Raw genomic sequence first — 18,546 nt, forward strand, 5'->3', positions numbered from 1 at the left:
TTGACTTCATAGACTTATAAAATAGTTACTCTGCGAAGAAGGGTGATGAAATGGCGAAAAACCGCGCGTAAAAATTTCGCTAAAGGCGTGAAACGGCGCTTTTCAGCCCGCCTCGCATAACCTGCGCATTCGACTGGTATCACGTCTCCGAAATCCCTATAATTGCCGCGTTTGACGCTCCGGCGTCGTCCTTCCTTACATCCAGGTTAATCAGGTCGCTAAATTTATGACTGATAAGTCTCATCAGTGCGTCATCATAGGCATCGCCGGCGCATCGGCTTCAGGTAAAAGTCTTATTGCCAGTACGCTTTATCGCGAACTGCGTGAACAAGTGGGTGATGAGCATATCGGTGTTATTCCCGAAGACAGCTATTACAAAGATCAATCCCATCTTTCGATGGAAGAGCGCGTAAAAACCAATTACGACCACCCCAGTGCGATGGATCACAGCCTGCTGTTCCAGCATCTGGAAGCGCTGAAGCGCGGCGAGGCGATTGAACTGCCCGTCTACAGCTATGTGGAACATACCCGCACCCAGGAAACGATCCGCATCGAGCCCAAAAAGGTGATCATCCTTGAAGGGATTTTGCTGCTCACCGACGCCCGTCTGCGCGAATCAATGAACTTCTCGATTTTCGTCGACACTCCGCTGGATATCTGCCTGATGCGTCGTATCAAACGCGACGTTAACGAACGCGGCCGCTCCATGGACTCCGTCATGGCGCAATATCAGAAAACCGTGCGTCCGATGTTCCTGCAATTTATTGAGCCTTCGAAACAATACGCCGATATTATCGTGCCTCGCGGCGGTAAAAACCGTATTGCCATTGATATCTTAAAAGCGAAAATCAGTCAGTTTTTTGAATAAGCCGTGTGAATTGTGTACCGTTCAGAGATAACCTGGTTTTGCCCTGACGCCGTAAGGCTTCAGGGCGCGATGCACGAAAGGAGAAAGTGCCATGCGTCTTTGTGACCGCGATATAGAAGCCTGGCTGGATGAAGGCCGCCTGTCTATCACCCCGCGTCCACCGGTTGAGCGTATTAACGGCGTGACCGTCGATGTGCGTCTGGGGAATAAATTCCGCACCTTCAGCGGCCACACGGCACCGTTTATCGACCTCAGCGGGCCGAAAGACGAAGTCAGTGCGGCGCTGGATCGCGTCATGAGCGACGAAATCGTCATTGAAGAAGGAGAGGCGTTTTATCTCCATCCTGGCGAACTGGCGCTGGCGGTGACCTTTGAATCCGTCACGCTGCCTGCGGATCTGGTCGGCTGGCTTGACGGACGCTCTTCCCTGGCGCGTCTGGGCCTGATGGTACACGTCACCGCGCACCGTATCGATCCGGGCTGGTCTGGCCGTATCGTGCTGGAGTTCTTTAACGCCGGTAAACTGCCGCTGGCGCTTCGCCCGGGTATGATGATTGGTGCGTTGAGCTTCGAACCGCTGACCGGCCCGGCAGACCGTCCTTATAACCGCCGTCAGGACGCAAAATATCGCGACCAGCAGGGTGCGGTTGCCAGTCGTATCGATAAAGACTGATCTGTGAGTTCACTGAGGAAGCCATGAGAAGAGTTCTGACAACGCTGATGATTTTGCTGGTGGTGCTGGTGGCTGGCCTTTCAGCGTTGGTGCTGCTGGTTAACCCCAATGACTTCCGGGCCTATATGGTGCGGCAGGTGGAAGCGCGCAGCGGGTATGAACTCAAGCTGGACGGGCCGCTGCGCTGGCATGTCTGGCCTCAGCTCAGCATTCTCTCCGGACGTATGTCGCTCACCGCGCCGGGCGCCGCCCAGCCGCTGGTCACGGCGGATAACATGCGTCTTGATGTCGCGCTCATCCCGCTGTTATCCCATCAGCTCCAGGTAGAACAGGTGATGCTGAAAGGGGCGGTGATTCAGCTTACGCCACAAACCGAAGCCGTTCGTCAGGCGGATGCCCCGGTCGCACCGCGTGAAAATACCTTGCCTGACGTTCCGTCTGACACCGGCTGGTCGTTCGATATTGGTAATCTGAAAGTCGCTGACAGCGTGCTGGTTTTCCAGCATGAAGATGACGAACAGATTACCGTACGCAATATCAACCTCAGGATGGAGCAGGACGCCAACCATCACGCCACTATGGAGTTCTCCGGGCGTATCAACCGCAATCAGCGCGATCTCAACCTGTCGATGAACGCGAACGTGAACGCGTCGGACTACCCGCACCAGCTGACGGCGGACGTTCAGCAACTCAACTGGCAGCTGACCGGCGCGGATTTACCCACAAAAGGGATCGTCGGGCAGGGCACGATGCAGGCGGTGTGGCACGAAGAGCGCAAACAGCTCGAACTGAACGCGCTCAACCTTCAGGCCAACGACAGTACCCTGAAAGGGCAGGCGAGCGTCACGCTTGATGAGAAACCCAGGTGGGTGTTGGATCTGCAATTCGACAGGCTGAACCTTGAGAACCTGCTCCCGCCCCAGCCGGTGAACGCGACCGATGAAGGGGGCACGCAGGTGGGGCAAAGCCAGGGCACGCAGTCGCGTCCGGTTATCTCCTCTAATCTCGATCAGCCTGACTACAACGGCCTGCGCGGATTTACCGCCGACATTCTGCTGAAAGCGAACAGCGTGCGCTGGCGTGGCATTGATTTTACTGACGTCAGTAGCCAGATGTTCAACCACAATGGCCTGCTGGTCATCTCCGAACTCAGCGGAAAAATGGGGGCAGGAAACCTCTCCCTGCCAGGCACGCTGGATGTACGCAAAAACGTTGCCAGCGCCGCGTTCCAGCCGCGTCTGGAAAACGTTGAGATTGGCACCATCCTGAAAGCCTTTAATTACCCGATTGCCCTCACGGGGCAGCTGTCGCTGGCAGGGGATTTCTCCGGCACGAAGATTGATGCGGACGCGTTCCGCCGTAGCTGGCAGGGGCAGGCGCACGTTGAGCTGAAAGATTCGCGCATGGAAGGGCTTAACTTCCAGCAGCTGGTGCAGCAGGCGGTAGAGCGCAGCAGCAGCGTGAAAGCGAATGAAAACTACGACAGCGCAACCCGTCTCGACAGCTTTACCAGCGAGCTTGCCCTCGACAACGGTCAGCTCTCGCTGGACGAGATGCAGGGAACCTCCTCTCTGCTGGCGCTGACCGGAACCGGCGCGCTGGATCTGGTGAAAGAGACGGCAGACACCCGCTTTAACGTCCGCGTGAAGGCCGGTTGGGAAGGTGAAGGTCAGCTTGTCGAGTTCCTGAAAGAGACGCCGATACCGCTGCGCGTCTACGGAAAATGGCAAGAGCTGAATTACAGTTTGCAGGTCGATCAGATCCTGCGTAAGCACCTTCAGGATGAAGCGAAACGTCGGCTGAATGACTGGGCGGATCGCAATAAAGAGTCTCAGTCAGGTAAGGATGTGAAAAAGCTGCTCGATAAGCTGTGATGCCTGTTGTGCCGGGTGGCGGCTTTGCCTTACCCGGCCTACAAAAGCCAGACACCGTAGGCCGGGTAAGCGAAGCGCCACCCGGCTTTTTTACACCTCAAAATCCATCTCATCTTCACCGCGCAGCGGTATCAGCTGCACCTTCTGCACGCGATGGCTCTCTACCTGCAAGGTTTTGATCATGTAATCCCCCACCTGAACCTCTTCGCCCGGCTGCGGAATGCGTTGCAGATATTCCATCAGCAAACCGGCGATGGTGTGGTATTCGCGCTTCTCATCCAGCGGAAGCGGAACGAACTGCACCAGATCCTCCAGCGGCATATGGCCGTTAGCGGTCCAGCTGCCGTCGGCGTTTTTCTGAATATCGTGGCGCGCATCGATCTCATCCACCTCATTAGGCAGATTACCGGCGATGGTTTCCATGACGTCGCTAAGCGTTACCAGCCCTTCCACAGAACCAAATTCATCAACGACAAACGCGAAGTGGGTACGCGCGTTGCGGAACTGTTCCAGGGCGGAGAGCAGCGGCAGCGCTTCCGGGAACACCAGCGGCTGGCGCACCAGCGCGCGCAGGTTGAGCGGCTCGCCGTGAAGCTGCTGTTGCAGCAGGTCGATCACGTGCACCACGCCCAGTAGCTCTTCTTCCTCTTCGCCGCCGGTGACGACCACGCGAGTGTGCTGGTTTTTATGCAGCAGGGCACGGATCTGCTCTTCCGGTGCCGTCAGGTCAACATGCTCAATGTCATGCCGCGAGGTCATGATACTGCTCACCGAACGCTGGTTGAGGTTAAGCACGCGCTCTATCATCCGGCGTTCCTGCGGGTTGAAGATCTGCCCGTCGCTGTGGTCGGCAAGCATCGCAGCGGACTCAGCATCCAGCTCGGCATCCTCTTTTTTGCCGCTCAGCAGACGCATCACGGTATCTGCGGTGCGCTGGCGTAATGTCTGGTTGGCGGAGAGAAACCGGCGACGGTTGAAAATGGCCAGCTGGTTGAGGAACTCAATCAGCACCGAGAAACCAATGGCAGCGTACAGATATCCTTTCGGGATATGGAAGCCAAACCCATCCGCCACAAGGCTAAAGCCAATCATCAGCAGGAAGCTCAGACAGAGGATGACGATAGTCGGGTGACTGTTCACGAAGCGCGTGAGGGCTTTACTGGCGAGCACCATCAGGGTGATGGCGATGATCACGGCGGCCATCATCACGGCCAGATGGTCAACCATCCCGACGGCAGTGATCACGGAGTCGAGAGAAAAGACGGCATCCAGCACCACTATTTGCGCGACCACCGGCCAGAATTTAGCGCCGCGTCGCTGGGTGGGGTTTTCACTGTCTTTTCCCTCCAGTCGCTCATTAAGCTCAACCGTGGCTTTGAACAGCAGGAACAATCCGCCGAAAAGCATGATCAGGTCGCGGGCGCTAAAGCTCAGACTCTGAATGCTGAATAAGGGTTTGGTCAGCGTCACCAGCCAGGAGATTGAGGCCAGTAATAGCAGACGCATCACCATGGCGAGCAGCAGGCCCGTCACGCGGGCGCGGTCGCGTTGTGAAGGGGGTAATTTATCGGCGAGGATGGCGATAAACACCAGATTATCAATGCCGAGTACTAATTCGATGACGACCAGCGTCACCAGCCCGGCCCAGATTGATGGATCGGCAATCCATTCCATAGTAAATGCAATACCTTCTGTTATATGACTAATGTCACACTTCGATCATGGATAAAGCCGACGAAAATTGCAATGCCGGGGTGAGATTTCTCTTAATGCTACACTCACGTAAAACCCATTTACCGGGCGGTGTAAATAAGTTAATTGCGAAGAATTAATTACAGAAGACAAAATTTAGGATATATCGCAATAAATGGCGTGATGATCTTTTTTGTCAATATAAAGAAAATCCGAAAACCTTAAAACTTTGCTCTTAATATTAATCTTAAAAACGAATATTAGGACGGTTGTCTCCTTGCCTGCTATTAGGTTAGCTGCAACAATTCTTCCAGCATCAAATGTTAAATCTCCTTGTTGCTATTTTTGTTTCGGTCTTAGGTGAAGGTTATACATTATCAGTCTGCCTTTTGAGGTGATTGATATATTTCACAAAAGGCCTTATCAAAGAGGGTGTCTAACCATAACGCATTGTTTAGTCAGTGGATTGGTAACTGAAAGCCAAGGGCGGTAGCGTGCCTGAAAGCGTGTGAATCAGCCTCAATTATTCTGTCAATAGCCAATGGATGAATAAGCTTTTTTTAGGACTGATGCCAGTTATATTGCTAAATGATTAACTGCATTCTGATTGTCACCACGACCCGCGCTTATTTTAATTGCACAGGATAATTACTCTGCCAAAGTGATAAATAATCAATGATGAAATCCAAAATGAAATTGATGCCATTATTGGTGTCTGTGACCTTGATGAGTGGTTGCACGGTCTTTCCCGGCAGCAATATGTCAACAATGGGCAAGGATGTGATTAAACAGCAGGATGCTGATTTTGATCTCGACAAAATGGTGAATGTTTATCCATTAACCCCACGTCTGGTAGAACAATTACGCCCACGTCCAAATGTTGCTCAGCCAAATATGTCTCTGGACCAGGAAATTGCCTCTTACCAGTACCGCGTAGGTCCGGGTGACGTCATTAACGTGACCGTCTGGGATCACCCGGAGCTGACCACGCCTGCGGGCCAGTACCGCAGCTCAAGCGACACCGGTAACTGGGTACAGTCCGATGGCACCATGTTCTATCCCTACATTGGCAAAGTGCACGTCGCGGGCAAAACGCTTGCTGAAATCCGTAGTGATATTACCGGCCGCCTGGCGCAGTACATTGCTGACCCGCAGGTGGACGTTAATATCGCCGCGTTCCGATCCCAGAAAGCCTATATCTCTGGCCAGGTCAACAAATCCGGTCAGCAGGCGATCACCAACGTTCCGCTCACCGTGCTGGATGCGATCAATGCCGCAGGCGGCTTAACCGACGGCGCTGACTGGCGCAACGTGGTGTTGACCCACAACGGCAAAGAGCAGCGCATTTCGCTTCAGGCGCTGATGCAAAACGGTGACCTGACCCAGAACCGCCTGCTCTATCCGGGCGACATTCTGTATGTGCCGCGCAACGACGATCTGAAAGTGTTCGTGATGGGTGAAGTGAAGAAACAGAGCACCCTCAAGATGGACTTCAGCGGTATGACCCTGACCGAAGCGCTGGGCAATGCGGAAGGCATCGACCTGACCGCCTCCAACGCCAGCGGCATCTTCGTGATCCGTCCTATCAAAGGCGAGAACGCGAAGGGCAAGATTGCCAACATCTACCAGCTGGATATGTCCGACGCGACATCGCTGGTCATGGCAACGTCGTTCCGTCTCCAGCCGTACGATGTGGTCTATGTTACCACCGCACCGGTTGCCCGCTGGAACCGTCTGATCAACCAGTTGCTGCCTACCATCAGTGGCGTTCGCTACATGACGGATACGGCGAGCGACGTTCATAACTGGTAAGCCGCGATGTTTAACAAAATTCTGGTGGTGTGTGTGGGGAACATTTGCCGTTCCCCCACGGCTGAAAGGCTGCTGAAAAATTACCAGCCTGCGTTAACGGTCGACTCCGCAGGGCTGGGCGCGCTCGTGGGAAAAGGTGCCGACGAACGTGCCGCAAGCGTTGCCCTTGAGCATAACCTCTCACTCGACGGGCACGTTGCCCGTCAGGTCTCTGGCCGGATGTGCCGGGAATATGACCTGATCCTCGCGATGGAAAAACGCCACATTCACGCGCTGTGCGATATCGCACCGGAGATGCGCGGCAAGGTGATGCTGTTTGGTCACTGGGATGGCGAGCGCGAAATTCCCGATCCGTATCGCAAGAGCCGCGAGGCCTTTGAGGCGGTATACACCTTACTAGACCAGTCTGCCCGTCAGTGGGCGCAGGCACTGAAAGCTCAGCAGGGATAACAATGACAGAAAAAACAAGACCTTCTGCCGCCCCGACGTCGGGCAGTGATGAAATCGATATCGGTCGCCTGGTCGGGACCGTTATTGAAGCGAAATGGTGGGTGCTGGGTATTACCGCCATCTTTGCCGTGGCGGCGATCGTTTATACGCTGTTCGCGACGCCTATTTACAGCGCCGACGCGCTGGTGCAGATCGAACAAAATACCGGAAACTCACTGGTTCAGGATATCGGCTCGGCGCTGGCCAACAAGCCGCCAGCATCGGAAGCCGAAATTCAGCTGATCCAGTCGCGCCTGGTACTGGGCAAAACGGTTCACGATCTGGGGCTGGATATTGCGGTCACCAAAAACACCTTCCCGGTGTTTGGCGCTGGCTGGGATCGCCTGATGGGGCGCAGTAACGATACGGTAAAAGTGACCGACTTTGTGATCCCCAAAGGGGCAGGGGACCAAACCTTTACCCTGACCGTGCTGGGACCAAAACAGTATCAGCTGACCAGCGACGCGGGCTTCAGCGCGCGCGGCGAAGTGGGGCAGATGCTGACCAAAGAGGGCGTCAGCATCAAGGTCAGCGCTATTCAGGCGCATGAGGGCGGGGAGTTTACGGTCACTAAATTCTCGACGCTCGGGATGATCAACAACCTGCAAAATAACCTGACCGTCACCGAAAACGGCAAGGATACCGGCGTTCTGAGCATGACCTTCACCGGTGAAGACAAGGATCAGATCCGCGACATCCTGAACAGCATCACCCGCAACTATCTGGAACAGAACGTTGAGCGTAAGTCTGCGGAAGCCGCGAAAAGCCTGGCGTTCCTCAGTAAGCAACTGCCGGAGGTGCGCGCCCGTCTGGATGACGCTGAGAACAAGCTGAACGCGTACCGTCAGGACAAGGATTCCGTCGACCTGCCGCTGGAGGCGAAATCGGTTCTCGATTCCATGGTGAATATTGATGCGCAGCTGAACGAGCTGACCTTCAAAGAGGCGGAGATTTCCAAGCTCTATACCAAACGTCACCCGGCGTACCGCACGTTGCTGGAAAAACGTCGTACCCTGGAAGAAGAGAAGGCGAAGCTGAATGACCGCGTGACCGCGATGCCGAAGACGCAGCAGGAAATTGTTCGCCTGACGCGTGATGTGGAATCCGGCCAGCAGGTTTACATGCAACTGCTGAACAAACAGCAGGAGCTGAAAATCACCGAAGCCAGCACCGTCGGCGACGTGCGTATCGTTGACCCGGCCATTACCCAGCCGGGCGTGCTGAAGCCGAAGAAAGCGCTGATTATCCTCGGCAGCATTATTCTCGGCCTGATGCTCTCTATCGTCGGCGTGCTGTTGCGCTCGCTGTTCAACCGCGGTATCGAAAGCCCGCAGGTGCTGGAAGAGAACGGTATCAGCGTATACGCCAGCATCCCGCTTTCAGAGTGGCAGAAGTCCCGTGACAGCGTGAAAACCATCAAGGGCGTCAAACGTTACAAACAGAGCCAGCTGCTGGCCGTGGGTAATCCGACCGACCTGGCGATTGAAGCGGTGCGCAGCCTGCGTACCAGCCTCCACTTCGCCATGATGCAGGCCAAAAACAACGTCCTGATGATGACCGGCGTCAGCCCGTCAATCGGTAAAACCTTCGTCTGTGCCAACCTGGCGGCGGTGGTGAGCCAGACCAACAAGCGCGTGCTGCTGATCGACTGTGACATGCGTAAGGGCTACACCCATGAGCTGCTGGGCACCAACAACGTTAACGGTCTGTCGGAAATCCTGCTCGGTAAAGGGGAAATCAGCGAAAGCGCCAAGCCGACCTCGATTCCGAAATTTGACCTGATCCCGCGTGGCCAGGTGCCGCCGAACCCGTCTGAACTGCTGATGAGCGAGCGCTTCACGCAGCTGATTGAGTGGGCGAGCAAAAACTACGACCTGGTGCTGATCGATACCCCGCCAATTCTGGCCGTCACTGACGCTGCCGTGGTGGGACGTCATGCAGGCACCACGCTGATGGTCGCACGCTATGCGGTGAACACCCTGAAGGAAGTGGAAACCAGCCTGAGCCGCTTCGAGCAGAACGGGATTGAGGTGAAGGGGGTCATTCTGAACTCCATCTTCCGCCGCGCGACCGGGTATCAGGATTACGGCTACTACGAGTACGAATACAAGTCTGACTCTAAATAACAAAACACACCCCACACCCCTCACCCTAACCCTCTCCCCAAAGGGGAGAGGGGACTGACTGGTGCGGTCTTTCACCCTCTCCCCTCCGGGCAGAGGGCCGGGGTGAGGGGCAGGAGGAATACATGAGCACACAACGCCCTTTGATTTCTATCTATATGCCGACATGGAATCGTCAGCAACTGGCGATCCGCGCGATTAAATCGGTCCTGCGTCAGGATTACGATAACTGGGAACTGATTATCGTGGATGACTGTTCCTCCTCTTACGAACAACTGCAAAAGTTTGTTGAAGACCTGAACGACCCGCGCGTGGTGTACACCCACAACGCCATCAACTCCGGGGCGTGTGCGGTGCGCAACCAGGCGATTATGCAGGCGAAAGGGCAGTATCTGACCGGTATCGACGACGATGACGAATGGACGCCAAACCGTCTGTCGATCTTCCTGTCGCACAAAGCGCAGCTGGTGACTCACGCGTTTCTGTATGCCAACGACTATGTCTGCCAGGGCGAGGTCTATTCGCAGCCCGCCAGTCTGCCGCTGTATCCGAAATCACCCTATTCCCGCCGCCTGTTCTACAAGCGCAACATTATCGGTAATCAGGTGTTTACCTGGGCATGGCGCTTTAAGGAGTGCCTGTTCGATACCGAGCTGAAGGCGGCGCAGGATTACGACATCTTCCTGCGGATGGTGGTGGAGTACGGCGAGCCGTGGAAGGTGGAAGAGGCCACGCAGATCCTGCATATCAATCACGGGGAGATGCAAATCACCTCGTCACCGAAGAAATTCTCGGGCTACTTCCATTTTTACCGCAAGCATAAGGACAAGTTCGACCGTGCCAGCCGCAAGTATCAGCTCTTTACCCTGTATCAGATCCGCAACAAGCGCATGAACTGGCGCACGCTGCTGACGCTGCTGTCGGTACGTAACGGCAAGCGTCTGGCTGACGGGCTTCGGGGGAAATAATGTTTCTGGAAGATTGCCGCGCTAACAGCTGGAGCCTGCGCCCGTGCTGCATGGTTCTGGCCTACCGTATTGCGCACTTTTGCTCCGTGTGGCGCAAAAAAAATGTACTGAACAATATCTGGGCCGCACCGGTGCTGGTGCTGTATCGCATCATCACCGAATGCTTTTTTGGCTATGAAATTCAGGCCGCTGCCACCATTGGCCGCCGCTTTACCATTCATCACGGCTATGCAGTGGTCATCAACAAGTTCGTCGTCGCGGGTGATGATTTCACCATTCGCCACGGGGTGACAATCGGCAACCGTGGGCCAGACAGCCTGGCCTGTCCGGTAATTGGCAATAACGTCGAGCTGGGCGCCAACGTGGTGATGATCGGGGAGATTACCGTGGGCAATAACGTGACGATTGGCGCAGGCAGCGTGGTGCTGGACAGCATTCCGGACAACGCGCTGGTGGTGGGCGAGAAAGCCCGCGTGAAGGTGATTAAATGAACATTCTGCAATTTAACGTGCGCCTCGCAGAGGGCGGGGCGGCAGGCGTGGCGCTGGATCTGCACCAGCGTGCGCTGCAAAAAGGACTCCAGTCGCGCTTTGTTTACGGTTACGGCAAGGGCGGCAAGAAAAGCGTCAGCCATGATAACTATCCGCAGGTGCTGAAACAGACGCCACGTCTGACCTCCATTGCCAATACTGCGCTGTTCCGCCTGTTTAACCGCGATCTGTTCGGCAACCTGAATAATCTCTACCGCACCGTCACCCGCACCAGCGGGCCGGTTGTGCTGCACTTTCACGTGCTGCACAGCTACTGGCTGAATCTGGACGAGGTGGTGGCGTTTTGTGGCAAGGTGAAGGCGCACAAGCCGGACACCCGATTCGTCTGGACGCTGCACGACCACTGGAGCGTGACCGGACGTTGCGCTTTTACCGACGGCTGCGAGGGCTGGAAAGATAATTGCCAGAAATGCCCGACATTAAGCAACTACCCGCCGGTGAAGATCGATCGTGCGCATCAGCTGGTTGAGGGTAAGCGTCAGCTGTTCCGCGACATGCTCTCGCTCGGCTGCACCTTTATCTCCCCAAGCCAGCACGTGGCGGATGCTTTTAATAGCCTGTACGGAGCAGGGCGCTGCCAGATCATTAACAACGGTATTGATGTGGCGACGGAAGCGATCCTGGCCGAACTGACGCCCGTGGCCGTGACCGTCGGTAAGCCGAAAATTGCGGTCGTCGCCCATGACCTGCGCTACGACGGCAAAACCAATCAACAGCTGGTGCGCGACATGATGGCGCTCGGTGACAGGATTGAACTGCATACCTTCGGCAAATTCTCGCCATTCGAAGGCGCTAACGTGGTGAACCATGGGTTTGAAACCGACAAGCGCAAGCTGATGAGCGCGCTCAACGGTATGGACGCGCTGGTGTTCAGCTCCCGCGTGGACAACTACCCGCTGATCCTGTGCGAAGCGCTATCCATTGGCGTGCCGGTCATTGCCACCCACAGCGACGCGGCGCGTGAAGTGCTGGAGAAATCGGGCGGTAAAACCTTCGCTGAAAACGAGGTGCTGCCGCTGGTGCAGTTGCCGAAGGCCGATATCGCGCAGGCTGTTTTTGGCACGGACCTGGAATCGTTCCGCAACCGCAGCCGCAAGGCCTACAGTGGACAACAGATGCTGGAGGAGTATGTCTCGTTCTATCAGAATCTGTAGTTATCTGCTGCTGCCGCTGATCTACCTGCTGGTCAACGTCAAGATTGCCCAGCTCGGCGAAAGCTTCCCGATTACCATCGTCACCTTCCTGCCGGTTCTGCTGTTGCTGTACGTTGACAAGCTTAACCTCAAAAAGCTGATGATTGCGCTGGGCCTCGGGTTTGGTCTGACGGCATTTAACTACATCTTTGGTCAGTCGCTGGACGCCAGCAAATATGTCACCTCCACCATGCTGTTTGTTTATATCGTTATCATTATTGGCATGGTGTGGAGTATTCGCTTTAAAACTATTTCACCGCACAATTATAGGAAAATCCTTAGGTTCTTTTATATTGTCGTCGGGCTGATTGTTATGCTCGCGGCCATGGAGATGGCGCAAATTATTCTCACCGGCGGCAGTAGCCTGATGGAAATAATTTCGAAATATCTTATATACAGTAACAGCTATGTACTGAACTTCATTAAGTTTGGTGGCAAGCGTACAACGGCGCTCTATTTTGAACCGGCATTTTTCGCTCTGGCGTTAATCTCAATTTGGCTCAGCATCAAACAGTTCGGTATCAAAACCCCCAAGACCGATGCTATGATTCTTGCAGGAATCGTTCTGTCAGGGTCGTTCTCCGGGGTAATGACGTTTATTCTGTTTTACCTGCTGGAGTGGGCGTTCCAGTACCTGAACAAAGAGGCGATTAAGAAAAAACTGCCGCTGGCGATAATCTCTCTGACGGTATTTTTAGTGGGCGTAATATTTGCTTTTCCGTACATTTCTGAACGCCTGGGTGATTTGGGAACGGAAGGTTCGTCGTCCTATTATCGCATCATTGGTCCCCTGGTGATGGTGGGTTATTCCTTAACCCATATTGATGGCGTAGTAAGATTTGGCTCACTTTACGAATATGTTGCATCATTCGGAATCTTTAACGGTGCGGATGTCGGTAAAACCATAGACAATGGTCTGTATCTGTTAATTATTTATTTTTCCTGGTTCGCCGTACTGTTGACACTGTGGTATCTGTTTAAAGTTTTCAAAATGATGATTAACGCGTTTGGTGATAACCAGAACTTTCGCGTTCAGCTTTATCTGTTTACGCCGGTGTCGCTGTTTTTTACCGGGTCAATATTTAGCCCGGAATATGCGTTCTTAATTGTATGTCCGTTTATTTTGCGCAAAGCGCTAAATATTACGCGGGCATGACGAAATGAGGTGATTTATGTTTCTTAGCGTCATTACTGTCGCCTTTCGTAACTACGAAGGGGTGGTAAAAACCTGGCGCTCGCTGCGCAATCTGGCGCGCGATCCAAGCCTCACCTTTGAGTGGATCGTGGTTGATGGCGGCTCGAACGACGGCACGGCGGAGTTCCTGGAAAAACTCAACGGTGAGTTCAACTTACGTTACATCAGCGAGAAAGATAAAGGCATTTACGATGCCATGAATAAAGGTATCAACATGGCGCAGGGGCGTTACGCCATCTTCCTTAATTCCGGCGATGTGTTCCATGAAGATGTGGCCCTGTTTGCCCGCCAGCTGGCGCGCCAGAAAGAAGATGCCATGTTTATCGGTGATGCGCTTCTGGATTTCGGTGAGGGGAAAAAAGTGCTGCGCGGCGCGAAACCAGGCTGGTATATCTACCACAGCCTGCCTGCCAGCCATCAGGCTATTTTCTTCCCGATGAGCGGCCTGAAAAAACAACCTTACGATTTACGCTATAAAGTGTCATCAGATTATGCCCTGGCCGCCAGTCTGTACAAATCTGGCTACCCGTTCCGTCGAATTAAAGGACTGGTCTCTGAATTTTCCATGGGCGGCGTGTCAACCTCGAATAATCTGGAACTGTGCCAGGATGCCAAAAATGTGCAGCGTAAAATATTACGCGTGCCGGGGTTCTGGGCGGAATTATCTTATTTCTTACGTCTGAAAACGACGGGTAAAGCGAAAGCCTTATATAACAAAGCCTGAGATATAAGGAAACGTAATGCAGGAATTAAATGGATTCTCCGTGCCGAAAGGTTTTCGGGGTGGGAGCGGTATTAAAGTTCAATTGTGGTGGGCTGTACAGGCAACGTTATTTGCCTGGTCGCCGCAAATACTGTACCGCTGGCGCGCATTTTTACTGCGTCTGTTTGGCGCAAAAATAGGAAAAAACGTAGTCATTCGTCCTTCGGTGAAAATTACCTATCCCTGGAAATTAACGCTTGGGGATTACGCCTGGGTAGGGGATGACGCGGTGTTATATACCCTGGGCGAGATTACGATTGGCGCAAATTCGGTGGTCTCACAGAAATGTTATTTGTGCACCGGCAGCCACGATTTTATGAGTCAGCATTTTGATATTACCGCTTCGCCAATTGTGATCGGCGAAAAATGCTGGCTGGCAACGGATGTCTTTGTTGCACCCGGTGTTTCTGTTGGCGATGGCACGGTAGTCGGTGCCCGCAGCAGCGTTTTTAAATCGCTACCGGCAAATACGGTTTGCCGTGGCAACCCCGCAGTGGTGATACGCGAACGCGTTGAAACTGAAAAACTTTGATAAGTACAGAGGAATATAAACATGTCTAAAGTCGCTCTCATCACCGGCGTTACCGGACAAGATGGTTCTTACCTGGCAGAGTTGCTGCTGGAAAAAGGGTATGAAGTTCACGGTATTAAGCGTCGTGCCTCTTCATTCAACACCGAGCGTGTCGATCACATTTACCAGGATCCGCATGCGGCAAACCCGAAATTCCATCTGCATTACGGCGACCTGACCGATACCTCCAACCTGACCCGCATCCTGCAAGAAGTGCAGCCGGATGAAGTGTACAACCTGGGCGCGATGAGCCACGTTGCGGTTTCCTTCGAGTCCCCGGAGTACACCGCTGACGTGGATGCGATGGGTACGCTGCGTCTGCTGGAAGCGATTCGCTTCCTCGGTCTTGAGAAGAAAACCCGCTTCTACCAGGCATCTACCTCTGAGCTGTACGGTCTGGTGCAGGAAATTCCGCAGAAAGAGACCACGCCGTTCTACCCACGTTCTCCGTACGCTGTGGCGAAACTGTACGCTTACTGGATCACCGTGAACTACCGTGAATCCTACGGCATGTACGCCTGTAACGGCATTCTGTTCAACCACGAATCCCCGCGTCGCGGCGAAACCTTCGTAACCCGCAAAATCACCCGCGCGATCGCCAACATCGCTCAGGGCCTGGAGTCTTGCCTGCACCTCGGCAACATGGATTCCCTGCGTGACTGGGGCCATGCAAAAGACTACGTGAAAATGCAGTGGATGATGTTGCAGCAGGAGCAGCCAGAAGACTTCGTGATTGCGACCGGCGTGCAGTACTCCGTGCGTCAGTTCGTTGAGATGGCCGCGGCACAGCTGGGCATCAAACTGCGCTTCGAAGGCACCGGCGTGGAAGAGAAGGGTATCGTTGTTTCCGTGACCGGCCACGATGCACCGGGCGTGAAGCCAGGCGACGTGATTGTCCAGGTTGATCCGCGTTACTTCCGTCCTGCTGAAGTGGAAACCCTGCTGGGCGACCCAACCAAAGCGCACGAAAAACTGGGCTGGAAACCAGAAACCACCCTGCAAGAAATGGTATCCGAGATGGTGGCCAAAGATCTTGAAGCAGCGAAAAAACACTCCCTGCTTAAGTCTCATGGCTACGAGGTTGCCATCGCGCTGGAGTCCTGAGAATGACAAAACAACGTATTTTTGTCGCCGGTCATCGCGGAATGGTGGGTTCCGCGATTGTCCGCCAGCTTGAGCAGCGCGGCGACGTCGAGGTGATTGTTCGCACCCGTGACGAGCTGAACCTGCTGGACAGCAAAGCGGTGCAGGAGTTCTTCGCCAGCGAACGTATCGACCAGGTGTATCTGGCGGCGGCGAAGGTGGGCGGCATTGTCGCTAACAACACCTACCCGGCGGATTTCATCTACGAGAACATGATGATTGAGAGCAACATCATTCACGCGGCGCATCTGCACAACGTGAATAAGCTGCTGTTCCTCGGTTCATCCTGTATCTACCCGAAAATGGCGAAGCAGCCGATCGCCGAGAGCGAACTGTTGCAGGGCACGCTTGAAGCCACCAACGAGCCGTACGCGATTGCCAAAATTGCCGGGATCAAGCTGTGTGAATCCTACAACCGTCAGTATAACCGCGACTATCGCTCGGTGATGCCGACCAACCTGTACGGACCGCACGATAACTTCCACCCGAGCAATTCGCACGTGATCCCGGCGCTGCTGCGTCGTTTCCACGAGGCGACTGCCGAAAACGCCCCGGACGTGGTGGTGTGGGGCAGCGGGACGCCGATGCGCGAGTTCCTCCACGTGGATGACATGGCGGCTGCCAGCATTCACGTCATGGAGCTGGATCGCGAGGTGTGGCAGGAAAACACCGAGCCGATGCTGTCGCACATTAACGTCGGGACCGGCGTGGACTGCACCATCCGCGAGCTGGCGCAGACCATCGCGCAGGTGGTGGGCTACAAAGGACGCGTGGTGTTTGACGCCACCAAACCGGACGGTACGCCGCGCAAGCTGCTGGACGTGACCCGTCTGCATCAGCTGGGCTGGTATCACGAGGTCTCACTGGAACAGGGGCTGGCCAGCACCTACCAGTGGTTCCTGGAAAACCAGCACCGCTTCCGGGGGTAATGATGTTTTTAAGTCAGGAAGATTTTGCCACGGTGGTGCGTTCCACTCCGCTCATCTCTATTGATTTGATTGTGGAGAACGAACGCGGCGAGTTCTTGCTGGGGAAACGAACCAATCGTCCTGCACAGGGCTTCTGGTTCGTGCCCGGCGGGCGCGTGCAGAAGGATGAGACGCTGACCGATGCGTTTGAGCGTCTCACTCTGGCGGAACTGGGCCTGCAACTGCCGATGGCAGCGGGCCAGTTTTACGGGGTCTGGCAGCACTTCTATGACGATAACTTTTCAGGCACCGGGTTCACCACGCACTACATTGTGCTGGGGTTCCGCCTGAAGGTGAGTGAGGCAGACCTGCGTCTGCCTGATTCTCAGCATGACGATTACCGCTGGTTAACGCCAGAGGCGCTGCTGGCAAGCGACAACGTCCATGACAACAGTCGGGCGTACTTCCTCGCGGAACGTCAGGCCGAGGTGCCAGGCCTATGAAAATCCTCGTCTACGGAATTAACTACTCGCCAGAGCTTACCGGTATCGGGAAATACACCGGCGAGATGGTCGAGTGGATGGCGAGCCAGGGACATGACGTGCGGGTGATTACTGCCCCGCCGTATTACCCGGAGTGGAAGGTAGGCGAACGCTATTCCAGCTGGCGCTACCGCCGCGAAGAGGGTGCCGCGACCGTCTGGCGTTGCCCGCTCTACGTGCCGAAACAGCCCTCGACGCTGAAACGTTTAATTCATCTGGGCAGCTTTGCCCTGAGCAGTTTTTTCCCGCTGATGGCGCAGCGTCGCTGGAAGCCGGATCGCATCATCGGCGTGGTGCCGACGCTGTTCTGCACGCCAGGCATGCGCCTGCTGGGAAAACTCTCCGGCGCGCGCACCCTGCTGCATATTCAGGATTATGAAGTGGACGCCATGCTCGGGCTGGGGATGGCCGGGAAAGGCAAGGGCGGCAAGGTGGCGAAGCTCGCCAGCGCCTTTGAGCGCAGCGGCCTGCACAACGTGGATTACGTCTCAACCATCTCACGCTCAATGATGAACAAGGCGCAGGAGAAGGGCGTCCCGGCGGAAAAGGTGATCTTCTTTCCAAACTGGTCCGAAGTGGCGCGTTTCCGCGATGTGACAGAACACGATGCGCAGGCGTTACGCGCGCAGCTCGGGTTGCCTGCTGATCAAAAAATCATTCTTTACTCAGGCAACATCGGCGAAAAACAGGGGCTGGAGAGCGTGATTGACGCCGCGCTTCAGCTGAGCGAACACCCGTGGATGTTCGTGATTGTCGGGCAGGGCGGCGGTAAAGCGCGGCTGGAGAAAATGGCCAGCGAGCGCGGACTGACCAACATCCGCTTCTTCCCGCTTCAGTCGTATGACGCGCTGCCCGCGCTGCTGAAAATGGCGGATTGCCATCTGGTGGTGCAAAAACGCGGCGCGGCGGATGCGGTGCTGCCGTCCAAGCTGACCAATATTCTGGCGGTGGGCGGAAACGCGGTGATTACGGCAGAAGCCGCAACAGAATTAGGCCAGCTGTGTAACAGCTACCCGGGCATTGCCGTTTGCGTGGAGCCGGAATCGGTCCCGGCGCTGGTAACCGGCATTGAGCAGGCACTCGCCATGCCAAAAGAGAACACGGTGGCACGTGAATATGCCGAACGCACGCTCGAGAAAGAGAACGTGCTGAGCCAATTTATTGCAGATATACGGGGATAA

General features: G+C 54.9%; 17 protein-coding genes. 16 read left to right on the forward strand and 1 reads right to left on the reverse strand.

Annotated elements, in window-relative coordinates; genetic code table 11:
- The first annotated feature begins 226 nt into the window (after positions 1-226).
- The 3 genes from udk to asmA all read left to right on the forward strand — a co-directional run bounded on the left by udk (position 227) and on the right by asmA (position 3,415).
- Positions 227-868 carry a uridine kinase gene (udk, locus tag BH712_RS17915; RefSeq protein ID WP_000130320.1) on the forward strand — a complete coding sequence of 214 codons (642 nt, stop codon included), beginning with the start codon at positions 227-229 and terminating at the stop codon, positions 866-868.
- A gap of 91 nt (positions 869-959) precedes the next feature.
- Entirely contained in the window at positions 960-1,541 is a 582-nt protein-coding gene (gene dcd / locus BH712_RS17920) for a dCTP deaminase (RefSeq protein WP_006811250.1), read from the forward strand.
- Between the two features lie 23 nt (positions 1,542-1,564).
- Positions 1,565-3,415 (forward strand): outer membrane assembly protein AsmA, encoded by a 1,851-nt coding sequence (gene asmA, locus BH712_RS17925; RefSeq protein ID WP_006811249.1) that lies wholly within the window; start codon positions 1,565-1,567, stop codon positions 3,413-3,415.
- 90 nt (positions 3,416-3,505) lie between these two features.
- Here asmA and BH712_RS17930 read toward each other — a convergent pair whose 3' ends face one another.
- Entirely contained in the window at positions 3,506-5,089 is a 1,584-nt protein-coding gene (locus BH712_RS17930; protein ID WP_006811248.1) for a TerC family protein, read from the reverse strand.
- A gap of 693 nt (positions 5,090-5,782) precedes the next feature.
- Here BH712_RS17930 and BH712_RS17935 point away from each other — a divergent pair.
- From BH712_RS17935 to wcaI, 13 genes are all read left to right on the forward strand, one after another.
- Complete coding sequence (locus BH712_RS17935; RefSeq protein ID WP_003862079.1) at positions 5,783-6,919, forward strand: polysaccharide export protein; 1,137 nt, start codon at positions 5,783-5,785, stop codon at positions 6,917-6,919.
- A gap of 6 nt (positions 6,920-6,925) precedes the next feature.
- Positions 6,926-7,369: a low molecular weight protein-tyrosine-phosphatase Wzb gene (gene wzb, locus BH712_RS17940; protein ID WP_003862078.1), complete on the forward strand. Its 444-nt coding sequence runs from the start codon at positions 6,926-6,928 to the stop codon at positions 7,367-7,369.
- A gap of 2 nt (positions 7,370-7,371) precedes the next feature.
- Positions 7,372-9,534: a tyrosine-protein kinase Wzc gene (gene wzc, locus BH712_RS17945; RefSeq protein WP_006811247.1), complete on the forward strand. Its 2,163-nt coding sequence runs from the start codon at positions 7,372-7,374 to the stop codon at positions 9,532-9,534.
- Between the two features lie 122 nt (positions 9,535-9,656).
- Positions 9,657-10,499 carry a colanic acid biosynthesis glycosyltransferase WcaA gene (gene wcaA / locus BH712_RS17950; protein WP_006811246.1) on the forward strand — a complete coding sequence of 281 codons (843 nt, stop codon included), beginning with the start codon at positions 9,657-9,659 and terminating at the stop codon, positions 10,497-10,499.
- Positions 10,499-10,990, forward strand: coding sequence for a colanic acid biosynthesis acetyltransferase WcaB (wcaB, locus tag BH712_RS17955; protein WP_006811245.1), 492 nt, complete (start codon positions 10,499-10,501; stop codon positions 10,988-10,990). Before wcaA ends, wcaB begins: the two co-directional genes overlap by 1 nt.
- Positions 10,987-12,204 carry a colanic acid biosynthesis glycosyltransferase WcaC gene (gene wcaC, locus BH712_RS17960; RefSeq protein WP_006811244.1) on the forward strand — a complete coding sequence of 406 codons (1,218 nt, stop codon included), beginning with the start codon at positions 10,987-10,989 and terminating at the stop codon, positions 12,202-12,204. The genes wcaB and wcaC overlap by 4 nt, the downstream gene beginning before the upstream one ends.
- On the forward strand, positions 12,179-13,399 hold the full coding sequence (gene wcaD / locus BH712_RS17965) for a colanic acid polymerase WcaD (protein WP_006811243.1): 1,221 nt from the start codon (positions 12,179-12,181) through the stop codon (positions 13,397-13,399). Before wcaC ends, wcaD begins: the two co-directional genes overlap by 26 nt.
- A gap of 16 nt (positions 13,400-13,415) precedes the next feature.
- Positions 13,416-14,162: a colanic acid biosynthesis glycosyltransferase WcaE gene (wcaE, locus tag BH712_RS17970; RefSeq protein ID WP_003863510.1), complete on the forward strand. Its 747-nt coding sequence runs from the start codon at positions 13,416-13,418 to the stop codon at positions 14,160-14,162.
- A gap of 16 nt (positions 14,163-14,178) precedes the next feature.
- Positions 14,179-14,733, forward strand: a complete 555-nt coding sequence (wcaF, locus tag BH712_RS17975; RefSeq protein ID WP_006811242.1) for a colanic acid biosynthesis acetyltransferase WcaF — start codon at positions 14,179-14,181, stop codon at positions 14,731-14,733.
- A 21-nt stretch (positions 14,734-14,754) separates the two neighbouring features.
- Positions 14,755-15,876 carry a GDP-mannose 4,6-dehydratase gene (gmd, locus tag BH712_RS17980; protein ID WP_003863514.1) on the forward strand — a complete coding sequence of 374 codons (1,122 nt, stop codon included), beginning with the start codon at positions 14,755-14,757 and terminating at the stop codon, positions 15,874-15,876.
- A gap of 2 nt (positions 15,877-15,878) precedes the next feature.
- Positions 15,879-16,844, forward strand: a complete 966-nt coding sequence (gene fcl, locus BH712_RS17985) for a GDP-L-fucose synthase (RefSeq protein ID WP_006811241.1) — start codon at positions 15,879-15,881, stop codon at positions 16,842-16,844.
- Between the two features lie 2 nt (positions 16,845-16,846).
- Positions 16,847-17,326, forward strand: a complete 480-nt coding sequence (locus BH712_RS17990) for a GDP-mannose mannosyl hydrolase (protein ID WP_065186924.1) — start codon at positions 16,847-16,849, stop codon at positions 17,324-17,326.
- Positions 17,323-18,546 carry a colanic acid biosynthesis fucosyltransferase WcaI gene (gene wcaI / locus BH712_RS17995; protein WP_006811239.1) on the forward strand — a complete coding sequence of 408 codons (1,224 nt, stop codon included), beginning with the start codon at positions 17,323-17,325 and terminating at the stop codon, positions 18,544-18,546. The genes BH712_RS17990 and wcaI overlap by 4 nt, the downstream gene beginning before the upstream one ends.

The sequence above is a fragment of the Enterobacter hormaechei ATCC 49162 genome (genome assembly GCF_001875655.1).
GTDB lineage: Bacteria > Pseudomonadota > Gammaproteobacteria > Enterobacterales > Enterobacteriaceae > Enterobacter > Enterobacter hormaechei.